The sequence below is a fragment of the Alteromonas sp. ALT199 genome (assembly GCF_018619335.1).
Classification (GTDB): Bacteria; Pseudomonadota; Gammaproteobacteria; order Enterobacterales; family Alteromonadaceae; genus Alteromonas.
Map to the genome: position 1 here is coordinate 97,949 of NZ_JAHHDX010000043.1, position 15,046 is coordinate 112,994.

General features: G+C 44.3%; 13 protein-coding genes and 1 pseudogene. 8 read left to right on the top strand and 6 right to left on the bottom strand.

All coding sequences use genetic code 11. The features are described from left to right. From KL866_RS20610 to KL866_RS05060, 4 genes and pseudogenes are all read right to left on the bottom strand, one after another. A pseudogene (locus tag KL866_RS20610) lies at window positions 1-245 on the bottom strand (ABC transporter permease); the annotation flags it as partial. 35 nt (window positions 246-280) lie between these two features. Then, window positions 281-715, bottom strand: a complete 435-nt coding sequence (locus KL866_RS20615; protein ID WP_251139848.1) for a hypothetical protein — start codon at window positions 713-715, stop codon at window positions 281-283. After that, the gene (locus KL866_RS05055; RefSeq protein WP_025257433.1) at window positions 715-1,497 is read right to left on the bottom strand and encodes an ABC transporter ATP-binding protein; all 783 of its coding nucleotides are present in this window, start codon (window positions 1,495-1,497) and stop codon (window positions 715-717) included. The genes KL866_RS20615 and KL866_RS05055 overlap by 1 nt, the downstream gene beginning before the upstream one ends. Window positions 1,498-1,722: 225 nt before the next feature. Then, a complete protein-coding gene (locus KL866_RS05060; protein ID WP_025257434.1) occupies window positions 1,723-2,010 on the bottom strand; it encodes a YebG family protein in 288 nt (95 codons plus the stop codon). 273 nt (window positions 2,011-2,283) lie between these two features. Here KL866_RS05060 and KL866_RS05065 point away from each other — a divergent pair, with 273 nt between their 5' ends. The 8 genes from KL866_RS05065 (at window position 2,284) to KL866_RS05100 (ending at window position 12,865) form a co-directional block, all read left to right on the top strand. Next, window positions 2,284-3,519 (top strand): GAF domain-containing sensor histidine kinase, encoded by a 1,236-nt coding sequence (locus KL866_RS05065; protein ID WP_214993796.1) that lies wholly within the window; start codon window positions 2,284-2,286, stop codon window positions 3,517-3,519. 200 nt (window positions 3,520-3,719) lie between these two features. Then, window positions 3,720-4,121, top strand: a complete 402-nt coding sequence (gene rpsF, locus KL866_RS05070) for a 30S ribosomal protein S6 (protein WP_014951120.1) — start codon at window positions 3,720-3,722, stop codon at window positions 4,119-4,121. 11 nt (window positions 4,122-4,132) lie between these two features. Further along, complete coding sequence (gene rpsR, locus KL866_RS05075; protein WP_012519954.1) at window positions 4,133-4,360, top strand: 30S ribosomal protein S18; 228 nt, start codon at window positions 4,133-4,135, stop codon at window positions 4,358-4,360. Window positions 4,361-4,386: 26 nt separating this feature from the next. Continuing rightward, window positions 4,387-4,839: a 50S ribosomal protein L9 gene (gene rplI / locus KL866_RS05080; RefSeq protein ID WP_012519953.1), complete on the top strand. Its 453-nt coding sequence runs from the start codon at window positions 4,387-4,389 to the stop codon at window positions 4,837-4,839. A 423-nt stretch (window positions 4,840-5,262) separates the two neighbouring features. Further along, the gene (locus KL866_RS05085) at window positions 5,263-8,448 is read left to right on the top strand and encodes an efflux RND transporter permease subunit (RefSeq protein ID WP_214993798.1); all 3,186 of its coding nucleotides are present in this window, start codon (window positions 5,263-5,265) and stop codon (window positions 8,446-8,448) included. Between the two features lie 13 nt (window positions 8,449-8,461). Continuing rightward, entirely contained in the window at window positions 8,462-9,580 is a 1,119-nt protein-coding gene (locus KL866_RS05090; RefSeq protein ID WP_025257437.1) for an efflux RND transporter periplasmic adaptor subunit, read from the top strand. Window positions 9,581-9,675: 95 nt separating this feature from the next. Further along, the gene (locus KL866_RS05095) at window positions 9,676-11,721 is read left to right on the top strand and encodes a TonB-dependent receptor (RefSeq protein ID WP_025257438.1); all 2,046 of its coding nucleotides are present in this window, start codon (window positions 9,676-9,678) and stop codon (window positions 11,719-11,721) included. Between the two features lie 13 nt (window positions 11,722-11,734). Further along, window positions 11,735-12,865: a PepSY domain-containing protein gene (locus tag KL866_RS05100; RefSeq protein WP_214993800.1), complete on the top strand. Its 1,131-nt coding sequence runs from the start codon at window positions 11,735-11,737 to the stop codon at window positions 12,863-12,865. Here the strand turns inward: KL866_RS05100 and KL866_RS05105 are convergent. Together KL866_RS05105 and KL866_RS05110 are read right to left on the bottom strand one after the other, a co-directional pair. Then, window positions 12,843-14,285: a sensor histidine kinase gene (locus KL866_RS05105; protein ID WP_214993802.1), complete on the bottom strand. Its 1,443-nt coding sequence runs from the start codon at window positions 14,283-14,285 to the stop codon at window positions 12,843-12,845. The genes KL866_RS05100 and KL866_RS05105 overlap by 23 nt on opposite strands. Beyond that, entirely contained in the window at window positions 14,282-14,971 is a 690-nt protein-coding gene (locus KL866_RS05110) for a response regulator transcription factor (RefSeq protein ID WP_025257441.1), read from the bottom strand. The genes KL866_RS05105 and KL866_RS05110 overlap by 4 nt, the downstream gene beginning before the upstream one ends. Between the last annotated feature and the right edge of the window lie 75 nt (window positions 14,972-15,046).

The window sequence follows — 15,046 nt, forward strand, 5'->3', positions numbered from 1 at the left end:
TGCTCATGCTCATGCTCATGTGCTTCGCGGCTTACTGTATTATTAGGGGTAGGCGCCAACATCGACGTAGGCGAATGCTTTGGCCCTGCATGGGCTTCTTCAAGCCCCTGCAAGGTTACATACACAGCTTTATCTACGGGTGTACCTGTTTTCTTTAAAACACCTGAGATAGTAAAAGGGTGATCATCATGGTTGTTAAACGAAACGCTACCTAAACCGTGGGAAATAATAATTTTATCACCCACTTCGTATCCCAATGTTTCGGCTATATCGGCACCCACTACCGTAGAAAGCGGCTGTGTAAATGTCGCTCCATCAGATAGCTGTAGGACTGCATGTCACCGTATTTAAAGTGGTCAAAAAAGCTATTGGTTGTACCTACTACCCTAAAACCTCTATGGGTATCACCTAAAGAGAGTGGGATAAGCCACGACACCTGCTTGTGAGATTTAAGTGACGCAATACTCTTATATTCTATGCCTTTAGTAGGAGTACCTATATTAAATACCGACGACAATAGCAGATTAAGCTGTCCACTTGGTGCGCCAACAATAAGGTCGACACCAGATACGGTGCGCGTGAAGCTGGTTTTTACTTGGCTTCGAATAATATCAACACACAAAAGCAAACTGATGCTGATGGTAATACTTAACAGCGTGAGTATTGCCGTTGTTTTCCTGCGCTTTAAGCTTTCAATAGCAATAGTGCTTAGCATTACTTACGCTCCTGTACTTGATTGTTAGCACCGAACGAAGCCATATTGGGGTGTTCACTTTGGGCTAGTTCATCAATGCTACAGTGGCGGTCGAAGTAACTCTCCATCGCTTTATCATGGCTGACAAAAATCATAGTGCTATCGGCTGCAACGTCTTTTAGCAGCGACATAAAGCTATCTCTGGCATCGGTATCTAGTGCAGAGGTAGGTTCATCGACAATTAATAATTGTGGGTCGTTAACAAGCGCTCTTGCTATGGCTACGCGCTGCTGCTGACCAATACTTAACGCATCAGCTTTTGCATGTAGCACGTGGGAGGGAAGTTGTAGCTTATCAAGTAAATGACGAAGTTTTGCGTCTTCTGCTTTTTTGCTAGCGTTAGCATTCGCAAAGTACACAGCCGCATTAATGTTCTGTGCTACAGAAAGGTAGGGAATAAGATTGAACTGTTGAAAAACAACGCCGATATTGCGTGCTCTAAACTTGTCTCGCTGCCGGTTTGATAAGGAAGAGAAAGGCTGCGATAACAAAGTTATTTCGCCGTGAGTTGGGGTCAGCGTACCGCACAGTAAATTAAGCAGTGTGCTCTTTCCGCTCCCCGAAGGACCTGAAAGAAAAACATGTTCTCCTTGAGCAACCTGCCACGCTTTAATATCTATGACGGGTGCACTTTCTTTGATGTACGAAAACTGTAAATTGCTTACTTCAATCGCTGTGTTGCACTCTTCAATCACTGCGTTGTACTGGGATTGAGTGCCATTGTTTTTATTAATTATACTCACGCTATGCCCGACCTGTGTTTACGTCTTATGTTCACATTAGCAAAAGCGGCACATCTGTTCACCCAGCTATAAATCGAGTGAAACACGAATAACCGCTTTAAAGTAATGTTATCAAATAACATTTCTTTACACAGCTATGTTATCAGATCTCATCAGTTCAAAACCGCTGTTGCTCGTACTGATTGTTCATCATAACGACGTAAAGGACGGGATAAGCTTAAATAATTAGCCGTTAGCTTTTAGCTTTACGACTTCTGCGCTTTCGTCTTCCAATACGCTTTCTGCTGTAGCGCCTTTAAAGATTTTGCTGATTTTATCTTTGTTTTTCGACAGCATAATGGTTAGTTCCTCCACTACGCTATCGTCTAGCTTGATACCTTTTGCATGAATGTAGTCAGCAAGGTTGTCAGCTGCATCAAGCATTTTATCGTACTGGTCTGCATTTTTTTTGTCGGTAGTTACCAATTTTTCTACCCCTTTGTGCGTAACAACATACTGTGTGGTAATGGCCATGGTAGGTCCCCTATTCATTAAAAACATAAAAACTGTACAGTATTTAGCTGTATAAATAAACAGTATTTTGTTTAATGTTTAGGTTAATTTTGTTGGTAGGTTGGCGTATCATACTAAAGTGTAATTTACAGACGTTTGCTGAATAGCGCTTTTGCCGTTTTTCTTGCAGCATTTCATTTCGCTAGTATCGCACCCACGAGCCTAGGTGGCGAAGGGACGTTTCAAACAAAGTTAAACATATCTTCACGCTAAAAAAGGCGTATAGGGCTGCAAATGACCGAAACCTTTCAAAAAGACTTCCAAGCTATTAATGCAATCGAAGCAATCCCTCATATAATGCAGATATTGGCCAGTAGCTTAGACTTGCGTTTCATTTGTGTTGCTAGAGTTACCGAAGAAGCATGGACGATGTGTGCGGTATTGGACAATGCAGAATTTGGTTTAACGCCTGGCGATCATTTAGAGATTGAAACCACTTTTTGTAGAACCGTAAGGGCAAGCAAAAAGCAGGTAGTCATCAATCACGCATCTGCTGACAGTGAGTACTGTGATAACCCAATTCCTATTATGTATGGCTTTGAGAGTTACTTCTCTTATCCTATCTACGATGCAAACGGTGAATTTTTTGGAACGCTTTGCGGGCTAGATCCAGAGCCCAGAGAGTTACGCAGCGAGGTTGTTCACGGGCAAATTAGTGCTTTCGCTAAACTTATTTCTAGTCAAATTCTATTAAAAGACCAGATGGAGCGCTCAAAGACGCAACTAACCGATGCAAGAAATATTGCCCGCCTACAAGAACAATATATCGCTATTTTAGGCCACGATATTCGAACCCCTTTATCTTCCATTCAAATCGGTATTAGCTTTCTTGACGACATAATAAAAGACAGTCAAATAGCCAGTACTGTTCAGGTACCTGTATTTAAAGCTGTATCGAGGATGAAAAATAGTGTGCAGAGGATGACGCGTTTAATTGAAGATGCTATGGACTTTACTCATAGCCGAATGGGCGAAGGCTTACCTGTGAAAATGGCAGAGGCCACGAGTTTAACGCAACAGCTCAATTATACTGCTGAAGAGCTAGCTACTGCTTACCCTAATTGCACTATCAGAACGCATATCGATATTACCGAGCAGTTAATCTGTGACGAAAAGCGGGTATGTCAGCTTCTATCTAACTTATTGAAAAACGCGCTGGTTCACGGCGATCAAGCGTATCCCGTATATGTAAAAGTTATCACCAACCGAAACGATTTCATTCTCAGCGTGCGCAATAGCGGTACACCAATATCTGATGAGTCTAAGAAACGTCTTTTTCAACCTTTCTGGCGTAAAGAAAGCAGTGCAAAAAACGAAGGGTTAGGCTTAGGGTTATTTATTGCATCAGAAATTGCAAAGGCACATCAAGGTTCCCTGAGTGTGTCTTCTGATTTTAACGGCACCGAATTCACCCTCCGCTTTCCTTTAACCCGTGTTTCCTCTATTCCATACGAAAGCGTTTCGCATTAACCGCGAAACGCTATTGATACGAGCGCTGTCAATACGAGCTCTTTCAATAAAGATAAGCGCAAAATACTAGCCAAAGTTGATTAATGCTTGTGCAACGATGTTTGTGTGCGTATAATGCGCGCCCTTACAGCCATCCCAATTCGTTCCTTGTCTCCATACAGTCGGCTGTACTGTCGAGGCTACAACCGTAAGGAGCTATAATGCGTCATTACGAAATCGTATTTATGGTTCACCCTGATCAGAGTGAACAAGTACCTGGTATGATCGAGCGTTATACTACTATCCTAAAGCAAGACGGTGGTCAGATTCATCGTTTAGAAGATTGGGGCCGTCGTCAACTGGCTTACCCAATTGAAAAGCTGCACAAAGCCCACTACGTACTAATCAATGCTGAAGCGTCTGCAGAAGCTGTTGATGAACTGGAAAATGCTTTCCGTTTCAACGACGTGATCCTACGTAACATGGTTATGCGCACTAAGACTGCTGTGACTGAGCCTTCTCCAATGATGAAAGAAGAGCCACGTCGTGAGCGTCGTGACGATTCTGCTCCTCGCCAAGATCGCGCGGAAAAGAAAACTGAAACCACTGAAGACAACGCTTAAGGAGATCACCCATGGCTCGTTTTTTCAGACGTCGTAAGTTCTGCCGTTTCACTGCAGAAGGTGTGACTGAGATTGATTACAAAGATATCGCTACTCTTAAGAACTACATTACTGAGAGCGGTAAAATTGTCCCTAGCCGTATTACTGGTACAAGCGCAAAATATCAGCGTCAGCTGTCTTCTGCGATCAAGCGCGCACGTTTTCTTGCGTTGCTTCCGTACACTGATTCACACAAGTAATTTGGCGAATATAAGGGTTAGCTAAGATGAATATCATCCTACTAGATAAAATCGCCAACCTTGGCGGCCTGGGCGACCAAGTGACTGTTAAGTCTGGTTACGCTCGTAACTTCCTTTTCCCACAGGGTAAAGCGGTTCCTGCAACTAAAGACAACGTTGAAAAGTTTGAAGCACGTCGTGCTGAACTTGAAGCGAAAATTGCTGAGCAACTAGCTGCTGCTAACGCACGCGCTGAAAAAGTTGCTGAGCTTGCTGAAGTTACAATCGCAGCTCCTGCTGGTGACGAAGGTAAACTATTTGGCTCTGTTGGTACTCGTGACATCGCTGATGCAATCACTGCAGCTGGCGTTGAAGTACAAAAAGCAGAAGTTAAACTACCTACTGGTACTCTTCGTGAGACTGGTGAGTATGACATCGACTTACAACTTCACTCTGACGTTATCACTTCAATTAAAGTGATCATCATTGCTGAAGCGTAATCGCTGACGTATTTGAAGAAAGCCGCTCTTAGAGCGGCTTTTTTTTGCTTTAAATTTTTTATCAATTATTAAAGATTAACGACGCCCCAATTTTACAGCCGTTCTTGCATTAACCTTTCTCTTTCTTTGCTTAGCATTCGTTAATTTAGCGTTTAGCCGATTACACCTTTTTAAAGCTTAGGTGCGCTCACTCTCCCTTCAAACCGCTATGCATAACTAAAAGTGGGTGTAACTAAATATGTCCAGTGCGGACAAATAGCGTACTTTTCAGGTCCACTTATCTGCGATAAATAACGTTTTTTAAATGATTTTTAAACAAAATGTTAATAATCGCCAAAAATCTAACTGTCATGGCTTTAAACTTTTTCTGTCATTGCTGCGACCTATAGTAAATCGAACAATAAAAAGCATAAGTGCCATATTATGGACATCACTAAGCAAGCAATAAAAAACGCGACCGGGGTAGGAATCGGAATAACGTTATTGGTATTTTTGGGCCTATATAGCCTGTTTAATTTACCTGTTCAGCTGTTTCCTGATATTGAACGACCGAATATCAACATCCAGACCTCTTGGCGCGCGGCGTCGCCCCAAGAAATTGAGTCGGAAATAATTGAACCTCAAGAGGAAGTGCTACAGGGCATTCCAGGCCTAGAGTCGATGAATGCATGGGCAAACCAAGGCAACGCGTGGATTAACCTAGAGTTTGGTTTAGATACAGACATGCAGAAGACGCTGATTGAAGTGATTAGCCGCATGAACCGTGTGCCGCCACTACCTCGCGACGCCCTTTCGCCCAATATTATGCTTGCTGGAAGCGGGGGAGATGCCCCTGCATTGACCTACTTTTTTCTGCAGCGCCTGCCGGGCAACCCGAATGAAATTAATACCTACGTGACTTTTTTTACCGATGTAATAAAACCTCAGCTTGAGGCTATTCCGGGGGTTGCCAGAGCGCGTATGGAAAGCGGGGTTGGCGGCGTGGAAGAATTTCAAATTGTTTTCGACCCGTTTAAAGCAGCCCAGTTAGGTATTGATTTAACAGCAGTAGCTAACGAGTTGGGTCGTGCGAATGATGTTTCAGGCGGCTTCGTTGATGTAGGTAGAAGACGTTACACACTTCGCTTTGAGGGTCGTTACGAGCCTACGCAAATGGGTGAAATGATTCTTGAATGGCGAGATGGCAGCCCTATCACTTTAAATGATATTGCCGATATTAAAATTACCCGTGCCGACGGCGCTAACTACAGTGTGCAAAACGGTAACCCAGCCATTTCTATTCGTGTGGACAGACAAAACAACGCCAATGTTTTAGCTACCTTAGAAGCCGTAAAAGCGAAAGTCGCGCAAATAAATGAACAGGACTTGGCCCCCGAGCAGCTTGTGATGGCGCAAAGCTTCGATGCTTCAGTATTTATTTATAGAGCGGTACAGCTAGTCACCAGCAATTTATTTATTGGTGTGTTGCTAGCTATTGCCGTGCTCTGGCTCTTTATGCGCCAGCTACGGGCAACTCTCATTGTGGCATTGGCCATTCCTATCTCACTACTTAGCACTTTTGTGGTGCTTCAGCTTACCGGACGCTCGCTCAACATCATTTCATTGGCTGGACTCGCCTTTGCGGTAGGTATGGTGCTAGATGCCGCTATTGTCGTGTTGGAAAATATAGTAAGAACGCGCAAGAGCGCAGAAGCCGAAACCGGAAATAACAACCCAAATTCACAAGCGCACATGGAAAATTGTGCCCATCGGGGAACGAAAGAAGTTTTTGGTGCCCTCATGGCGTCAACAGCGACCACCGTTGCCATTTTTATTCCCGTCATGTTTTTAGAAGATGTTGAAGGGCAATTGTTTGCTGATCTTGCACTTACCATCGCCATTGCAGTATGTACGTCGCTAGTAGTTGCGGTAACGGTATTACCTGTTGTTGCCGCTAGATACCTTAATGGCAACATGCCAGCCGATAGCTTACAGCGGGTATGGGCTAAGATAACCCGCGCTATCATGTCACTATCAAGCACGCCGCTTCGCCGCCTTGTATTAGTAATAACGCTCATGGGCATACCTATTACAGGTAGTGTTCTGCTTATGCCTTCCATGGATTATTTACCGCCTGTAAAACGCGATGCCGTTGACGCCTTCTTAAGTTTGCCTGCTGGCGCCAGTGAAAACTTTATTAGCGAAGAGGTGATGCCAATTATAGTAGAGCGATTGCAGCCCTATATGGACGGAGAAAAGCAGCCTGCGCTTAAAAACTACTACATTATTACGTGGCCGAATGGCGGAAATTTGGGAGTGCGCGCTAAAGATCAGTCTAAGGTCAAAGAGCTCGAAGCCATTGTACGCGATGAAATCCTAAAAGACTTACCGGATACACAAACCTTTTCGCAGCAAGGTAATTTGTTTGGTGGCTTTGGAAACGGTCGGTCAATCGACATTCATCTTCAAGGCACCGACCAGGCCATGCTAGGTTTTGCTGCACAGGCGGGTTTGGACAAATTAAGAGAAGTTTTCCCTAACGCCAATGCACGTTCGAACCCTCCTCTGGAGCAAGCTGAACCAGAGCTTCGCTTTTACCCGAATGACAGCCGAATGATGGAAGTGGGGTTAAACCGAGGCAGTATGGGCAACTTGGTACGCGCCATGGGTGATGGCATGTATGTGGGGGAGTACTTCGATGGTACTAAACGCATGAATATTATCTTTCGCTCTGCACCTTGGTTTACACCAGAAGACTTGAACAGCACTCCGGTTATGACTCCATCGGGCGAGGTGGTGCAATTAGGTGAACTTGTAGGTATTGAAAGGGCTGTAGGGCCAAGCCGTATCCAGCGTATTGATGGTCGAAGGACCCTTACGCTAAACGTAAATCCGCCAGAGGGCATGAGTTTAGAAGAGGCCATGAAAGTGATTACCTCTGAGGTCGAGCCCACCATTATGGCCATGATGCCTACCGATGGCGCTATCAATTATGGTGGCAGCGCGGATAGCTTAAAAGGCGCTATTGCCTCAATGGCTGACAACTTTCTTTTCGCCATGGTGTTGCTACTGCTTTTAATGGCGGGTTTGTTTAAGTCGTTAAAAGATAGTGTGTTGGTAGTCCTTTCAATTCCGCTTGCCACAGTAGGCGGCGTAATTGCTATTCGTATCATGAACATCTTTACCTTTCAGCCCATGGACCTGTTAACCATGATTGGCTTCATAATTATGCTCGGGCTTGTAGTAAACAATGCCATTTTACTTGTGCATCAGACTCGCCTAGGCGAGCAAGAAGGGCTAACCCGTGATGACGCGGTAGAACAAGCCATCAAGCTGCGTTTACGGCCTATTTTTATGAGCACGCTGACCTCAATATTTGGCATGCTGCCCCTGCTCTTATTACCTGGAGCAGGCAGTGTCATCTATCGAGGTCTAGCGGCTGTCATTGTGGGAGGAATGACGGTAAGTACCATATTTACCTTACTATTCCTGCCTACTTTATTGCGTATGACGGCATCTAAGTCAGCGGTAAAAATGCTCAAACCATTAGCAGAAGGAATGCAGCGCACTGGCGCTTCGTCAACGATATCATCCACTGTAAAACAAAGTAAATACAACGACCATGTGTAAGGAAAAGACAACCATGAAAGCCATGACTTCCACTCCCGCCCTTAGTTTTTGTGCCTTTAGCTTGCTTACCTTTGGTTTGTTTACCTTATTTGCAAGCAGTGTATCGTTGAGCGCACAAGCACAGGATAACAATCAACCCCCGCCGGTACTGGTTCAAATTGATAAAGCCAGAGAGCAAGCGATTTCTCAGTTAACCTGGGTTCCTGGAACAGTATTGAGCGTCACCGATGCAAACCTCGCCTCTGAAGTTAATGGCAGGATCACATGGATGGCGGATGTAGGGGATGTGGTAAAAGCCGGGGAGCCTTTAGTTAAAGTAGACGATACCCGCTTACGTATCACCCGTAGCCAAAATACCTCAAATATCGCCAGATGGCGGTCGCAGGTTGAACTATTTACTAAGCGGCTCGCGCGCTATAAGAACTTACAGGCTAGCCAAAATACGTCTAGAGGTGAGCTAGAGGAAGTAGTAGCTGACTTAGAGAATGCCAAACAAGAATTAGCGCAAGCCAAGCTGGATTTAGAATTCACCGAGTATCAAATAGAGCAAAGTAATGTACGCGCGCCTTTTACCGCATTGGTGGTTGATAGATTACAGTCGCCGGGCGAATACACGGGAGTAGGGCAAACCCTACTTCGCGTGGTAAACCCTGATAGTGTTGAAGTACAAGTACGGGCTCCGCTAAACGTACTTGCGTATATTGAAAATGGTATGAGCGTAAGTGTTCACAACAAGGCACATCAAGTGCAAGAGTCTATTCGCGCTATTGTGCCCGTGGGTAACAGCGCCTCGCGCATGATGGAGTTAAGAATTGCTATTAGTCCTGGCGACTTCCCTATAGGTAGTGCAGTACGCGTAGCCTTGCCTAGCAGTGATACTCATGACGGTGTCACCATACCTCGCGACGCTCTGGTACTAAGAAAGTCGGGCACCTATATCTATCAGCTAAACGAAAATAATGAAGCTGAGCAAGTTAAGGTGACAACAGGAGTGGGCATGGGCGATAGAATTGAAGTGTTTGGTGATGTAAATCCGAAGCGTTCGGTTGTTGTGAGAGGTGCAGAACGTTTACGTGCGGGCCAAAAAGTGCGTTACAACGATGAGCAGGAGTCTTTGACGGCGAAAAACTGACGAAGTGTAACAATTGTAAAAGTGCTATCCATTTAGATAAAACTTAATGAGAATGTTTCTTATTTGTAATTGTTGATTGTCAAATGGAGTCACCCTTGAAAAAGTTAGTCTTAGCTGGTGCAGTGTGCACGCTGTCCAGCCCAGTAGTATTCGCGCAATCCTTAGAAAACCAAAATGAAGAAGCCAAGTCTATAGAGCGAGTTGCTGTGGTAGGCGCATCAACTAACTTAAGCATTACTGCTGAAGATATCGACCAGTTTCAGGCAAACGACTTAGCGGATATTTTTAGAGAGTCGCCGTCAGTCAGTGTTGGCGGTTCAGTGGGTGTTGCACAAAAAATCTTTATCCGCGGTCTAGAAGACGCCTACTTGAATGTAACCGTAGATGGCGCACAGCAAACCTCAACGCTATTTCACCACATTGGTCGCGTTACTTTAGACCCTGATCTTTTAAAGCAAATTGATGTGCAGGCTGGTGCCGGCGAAGCGACAAGCGGCCCAGGTGCTATAGGCGGTTCAATTCGCTTTAAGACCAAAGATGCACAGGATTTATTAAAAGACGACGAGCAATTTGGCGGTCGAGTAAAGGCGAGTTATTTCTCAAACGATGGTACCCGATATAGCGGCAGCCTTTATGGGAAGTTAAATGATTCTTGGGGCTTATTGGGTTACTACAGCACGGTAGATAGAGATAACTTTGAAGACGGCGATGGCAACGAAGTATTAGGTACTGCCGCAGATCAAGATCTCATGTTCCTCAAAGCAAGTGGCTACATTGCTGATAATCAGTATCTTTCGATAAGTGCAGAGCAGCGCGATGAAGAGGGTGAATTCTCGGCAAGACCAAACTGGGTAGTACTGGAAGGTGCTCCGCTTTACCCTAGTGAAGCAGAGCGCGACACCTATGTTGCGAACTACCGTTTTGACCACAGTGCGATGGTGTTTTTAGAAGCTACAGCATATCAAACTTCATCGTCATTCCGTGGCGGTCGTTTTGACTGGCTGTCTGAGATTGACACCTATGGGTTTGATATTAGAAATACCAGCGACGTTACCAATCATGTATTTACCTATGGTATCGATTATCGCAAAGATGAAGTTGAGAGCGGCCCTGGTACAGGCCCTGTTCAAAATGCAGAAGAAGGTAGCGTATTAGGTATCTATGCTCAGGCTCATAGCAACATCACGCCAGAATTGTTATTAAGTTATGGCGTTCGTTATGACAATTTTGACTTCCAGCAAGAAATTCTTATTGATGACTATTACGGCACACCAGTTACCGATGAGCCATCTGGACTAGACGATGATGAGCTCAGCTTTAACGTAGGTCTTGAGTATCAGCTTACCGAAGCTTGGACCCTTGGCCTTGGCTACGCAGAAGCGGCTCGTGGCAAGCAAATTGGTGATGGTTTCACGCTAGATGAGTACTTATACGATGGTGAAGACATTCCTGTTGTTGGTAGCGACGTTGTGCCTGAAACAGTCACCAATATCGAAGCATCAATCGAATACAGTGCTAATAATCTTAATGCACGCCTTAGCGCTTATGAATCTACCATTGATGATGTGCTGTTTAGCGGTTATCAAGGTAACTCGGTATTTAATAATATCGGCGACCTAGAATCATCTGGCGTAGAGTTTAACCTTGCGTATCGCTGGGATTCTGTTGATGTGTACTTTGGGTTTTCAAGCGTAGACGTTGAGTTGATGCCTCGTGAAGGTCTATACAGCGTGCCTTATAACAGCATTGATATAAACGGGTACGAATTTGTTGGCTTAGGTAATAGCCGCGGCGATACCTGGGTGCTTGGTGCAGATTACTCAGTAACCGCAGACATCAGCATTGGCTTTAACATTACTATGGTTGACGACATCAACATAGATACCCTTCATCAGGCGTTGGAAAATGGCTGGACAGACTCGCTTTATTCACTTAACAAAGCAGACTACACCCTAGTGGATATTTATGGCGAATGGGAAGTAACGAATGACCTTAGCGTCAACCTTGCTGTTACTAACCTGTTCGATGAAGCCTATATCGACCATTCAAGTGTGGGTGATTACAGCGAAGTATTCCCTAGCGTTGTTGGCCCACAAGAAGTTGGGCGTGATATTCGTTTGTCAGTGACTTACGACTTCTAAGTAACGCTATTACATGAACTTTTCCACGTTTAAAAGGTGGGTCTTTTGGACCCACCTCTTTGCTGGCTTATTGGCCAGTATTGTCGTTTTCATTATGGCTTTTACTGGGGTATTGCTAACGTATGAGCGCCAGTTTAAAGAGCTAAGTGAAATGGCTTATGCGCAAACCGTTGATATTGAAAAGTCGGTAATTTCGACTGACCAAGTTGTATCAATACTTCGCGAAAAGCACCCTGACGAAGCGCATATTTTCGTTCGATGGGTAAATAGTGAAGGAGCGGCCATTCCGGCGTGGGCGGGCAAGCATAGCTATCTTATTCACCCCTATACCGGAAACATATTAAGAGAGGGAGAAGGGGTTGTTGAAGAAGTATTTCATTTCATCACTGACCTCCATCGATATCTCTTAATGGAAGGCGATTACAAATTAATTGGCAAAACCATAACGGCCTATAGCAATCTTATTTTTATTTTTTTGTTGTTATCGGGTGTCATTATTTGGTTTCCGAAACACATATCGAAAAAGTCTTTAAAACAGCAAATGTTATTACGGCAGCGATACACTAATAAACAACATCGTCGTCGTCATTGGCACTTTGTTTTTGGTATATGGTCACTGCCTTTTTTACTTGTGATTGGAATGACAGCTACGCTGTTTTATTTTGAATGGGCTAATAAAGCACTGTATGGAATGTATGGTGAACAAGTACCTGCTCGCGAAAAAAAGGCGATGCCCGAAACGTTAGACGCCGACATTATCAACTACAATACGCTCTTTGCCGATGCGCAGCAACACGCCAATGAAAACGGGTATCAGGATTGGTACTCAATGTGGATGGAAATTGGTAAAAGCGAGGGGATTGCGCGATTTTATATTGATAAGAGTATTGGGCACCGCCAAGAGCTAGCATATTCCCTGTATTTCGACACGGGTACTGGTGAAATCGCTAAAGTCCTACGTAAAACGGATTGGCCTAAAGGGAGTCAGGCGTGGGGTACTTCTCGATTTTTGCATACTGGAGAATACTTTGGCTTTGTAGGGCAGACCATTGCAGGTCTAGTTAGTTTACTTTGCTGTATTTTGGTTTATACCGGCACTTTGCTAGGCGTTCGACGGCTAGTCAATTTGCGAAAGCAGCATTAGAAAGCTTAGTCAGGGTGATGGTAACTATTAGCCCACCCTGCTTCTTTTCGCTAGTCCCCTTTGAATGAGTCCTTGCGCTAGTTGCAATGTCGTTGTTGTGAACGCGATTTTTCGCTGAAATCTCGCCACCGACCGCTGCAACCTGACGCTTCGCCAGCGCAAGGCCTAGTCCGAACCCAGAACGTTTTGAAGAATGTACGTAGGTCTTGCTTGAACGCGCTTTATCAACCCTGAAAAAAGGCTCAAATATGGAGTCCAACATTGAATCAGGTACGCCCACTCCTTCGTCAGTTACAGTAATAATGTAGTTATGGTTATCGCTAACTAACGTTAAACTAACTTTGCTTTTCTGCGGAGTATGACGCAAAGCATTGCGAATAATATTCTCTAATGCCTGCCCTAAAGCAAGCTGACTGCTTTTTTCTATACTCGCACATTCAGGTGTTTCTACAGTTAAGGTTCTGTCAGGATACTCAAAGCGCGCATCTTCACAAATAACGTTGATAAGTTCTACAAGGTCAAAATCATCGCTGTTTAATTGAGGCGACTCTGTATTTAGCCACGCAAACGTAAGCGTATCTTCTACAAGTTCCCTCATTGTCTTGGCTTCATAGCGCAGGCGTGAAAGGGCTTTTTTACGATTAATGTCTTGCTCCACAAAGTCTATCGCCATATCGATACGGGCAAGAGGTGTGCGAAGCTCGTGAGAAAGGTCTGCAAGTAAACTTCTTTGGTTATAAATTAGACTGCTCGTTCTTTGGGCCATTTTGTCGAAGGTTTGAGCAAGTGTAGTAAGTTCATCATTTCGCTCTGGCATCGTAGCCATTGCACGGGCTTCTAAGTTACCGTTAGCGAAGTCTTTTGTTGCCCTTTCTAACTGCTTAAGTGGTGTCATAACATGTCGATAAAGCATAAAACTCAATAGGCTTAATATAACCAATGGCAATGCAATTTGAAGCGTTAAGCGCGTTGCAAGTAATAAGGAACCTGGGCGCATTCGCTGAGGAAGCTGAATTAAAAAATGCGTGTTGTCGTCTACAAAAGGTACTTCCATCACAGGGTTTTCTGAGAAGTACAAATGTACTTTCCATTCGGGGCTGCGGCCTATTTGAAACCTGTCGATAAACTCGTCTAACATTTTGGTGTCAGCGAATGTAGTCATTTGCGAATTGACCACAGCAAGCCAGGTATTTTCTTTGTCCCTTATTTCTTTCAAGAAAGCGGCTAACGCTTGTTCTCCCTTTTCTAAATAGATTTCCTCCGCTTTTTTGCCATAAGAATAAAGGGTTTCCTGGTGCACTTTGTTTAAAAAGCTCATGCTGGTTTCGGTGTGGTTAGTGAGCCATGCGATAGCCCAAAATAGCACAACCGTTCCCACGGCAATAAAAGCGCATAGTCGCCAAAGGAGTTTATTTTTCACGAAAATCGGTATCCCTGGCCATGAACAGTGGCAAGGCGCTCAGGGGGCATACCCGTTTCAACCAATTTTTTGCGCACTCTAGAAAGGTGCATATCTAGGCTTCGGTCATATCTAGAAAAAGGTTTGTTGAGCACGCTGTGATAAAGAAATGCTTTGCTCAAGGTTTCGTCTCTGTTTTCTACAAGCATCCACAGAAGCTTAAATTGTATTGGCGTAAACTCGAGCAACTTAGCTTGGTATTTAGTCACTTGCTGAATACGGTTTAAATAAAGGACATCAACAATCATTTCTGACTTTTGAGTACCTGAGTTATTTAGCGTCTTGCTGCGTCGAAGCAGTGCGTCAATACGAAGCATCATTTCAGTAAAATTGAAGGGCTTGGGTAAGTAGTCGTCTGCTCCCTTACGGTAGCCTTCAATTCTTTCTTGTTCGGCACCTGACGCCGTGATCATCATCACCAGGGTTTGCTTTACTTGTCTTAATTGGTTTAGTAGCGACAAGCCGTTTAATGAAGGGAGGCGTATATCGAGTAACACAAGGTCAAAATTTTCCTCAAGCGCAGCTTGTAACCCCGCATTACCGTCGCTTTCGTAGCGAGTGTCAAACCCTCGAGACTGCAACAGATGCGAGATTTGTTCACTTAACGTGGCATCATCTTCAATAATGAGTATTCGTGTTTTACACATAGCGGCTTAAGAAATTAATTTCAGGTTATATTATTAATAATAATTATCATTTGCAACTTGTCGGTTTTGGAGCCC

Coding starts and splice junctions, on each gene's coding strand:
- KL866_RS20615 (WP_251139848.1), bottom strand. CDS start 715: ATGCTAAGCACTATTGCTATTGAAAGCTTAAAGCGCAGGAAAACAACG.
- KL866_RS05100 (WP_214993800.1), top strand. CDS start 11,735: ATGAACTTTTCCACGTTTAAAAGGTGGGTCTTTTGGACCCACCTCTTT.
- KL866_RS05065 (WP_214993796.1), top strand. CDS start 2,284: ATGACCGAAACCTTTCAAAAAGACTTCCAAGCTATTAATGCAATCGAA.
- rpsR (WP_012519954.1), top strand. CDS start 4,133: ATGGCTCGTTTTTTCAGACGTCGTAAGTTCTGCCGTTTCACTGCAGAA.
- KL866_RS05110 (WP_025257441.1), bottom strand. CDS start 14,971: ATGTGTAAAACACGAATACTCATTATTGAAGATGATGCCACGTTAAGT.
- KL866_RS05090 (WP_025257437.1), top strand. CDS start 8,462: ATGAAAGCCATGACTTCCACTCCCGCCCTTAGTTTTTGTGCCTTTAGC.
- KL866_RS05060 (WP_025257434.1), bottom strand. CDS start 2,010: ATGGCCATTACCACACAGTATGTTGTTACGCACAAAGGGGTAGAAAAA.
- rplI (WP_012519953.1), top strand. CDS start 4,387: ATGAATATCATCCTACTAGATAAAATCGCCAACCTTGGCGGCCTGGGC.
- KL866_RS05085 (WP_214993798.1), top strand. CDS start 5,263: ATGGACATCACTAAGCAAGCAATAAAAAACGCGACCGGGGTAGGAATC.
- rpsF (WP_014951120.1), top strand. CDS start 3,720: ATGCGTCATTACGAAATCGTATTTATGGTTCACCCTGATCAGAGTGAA.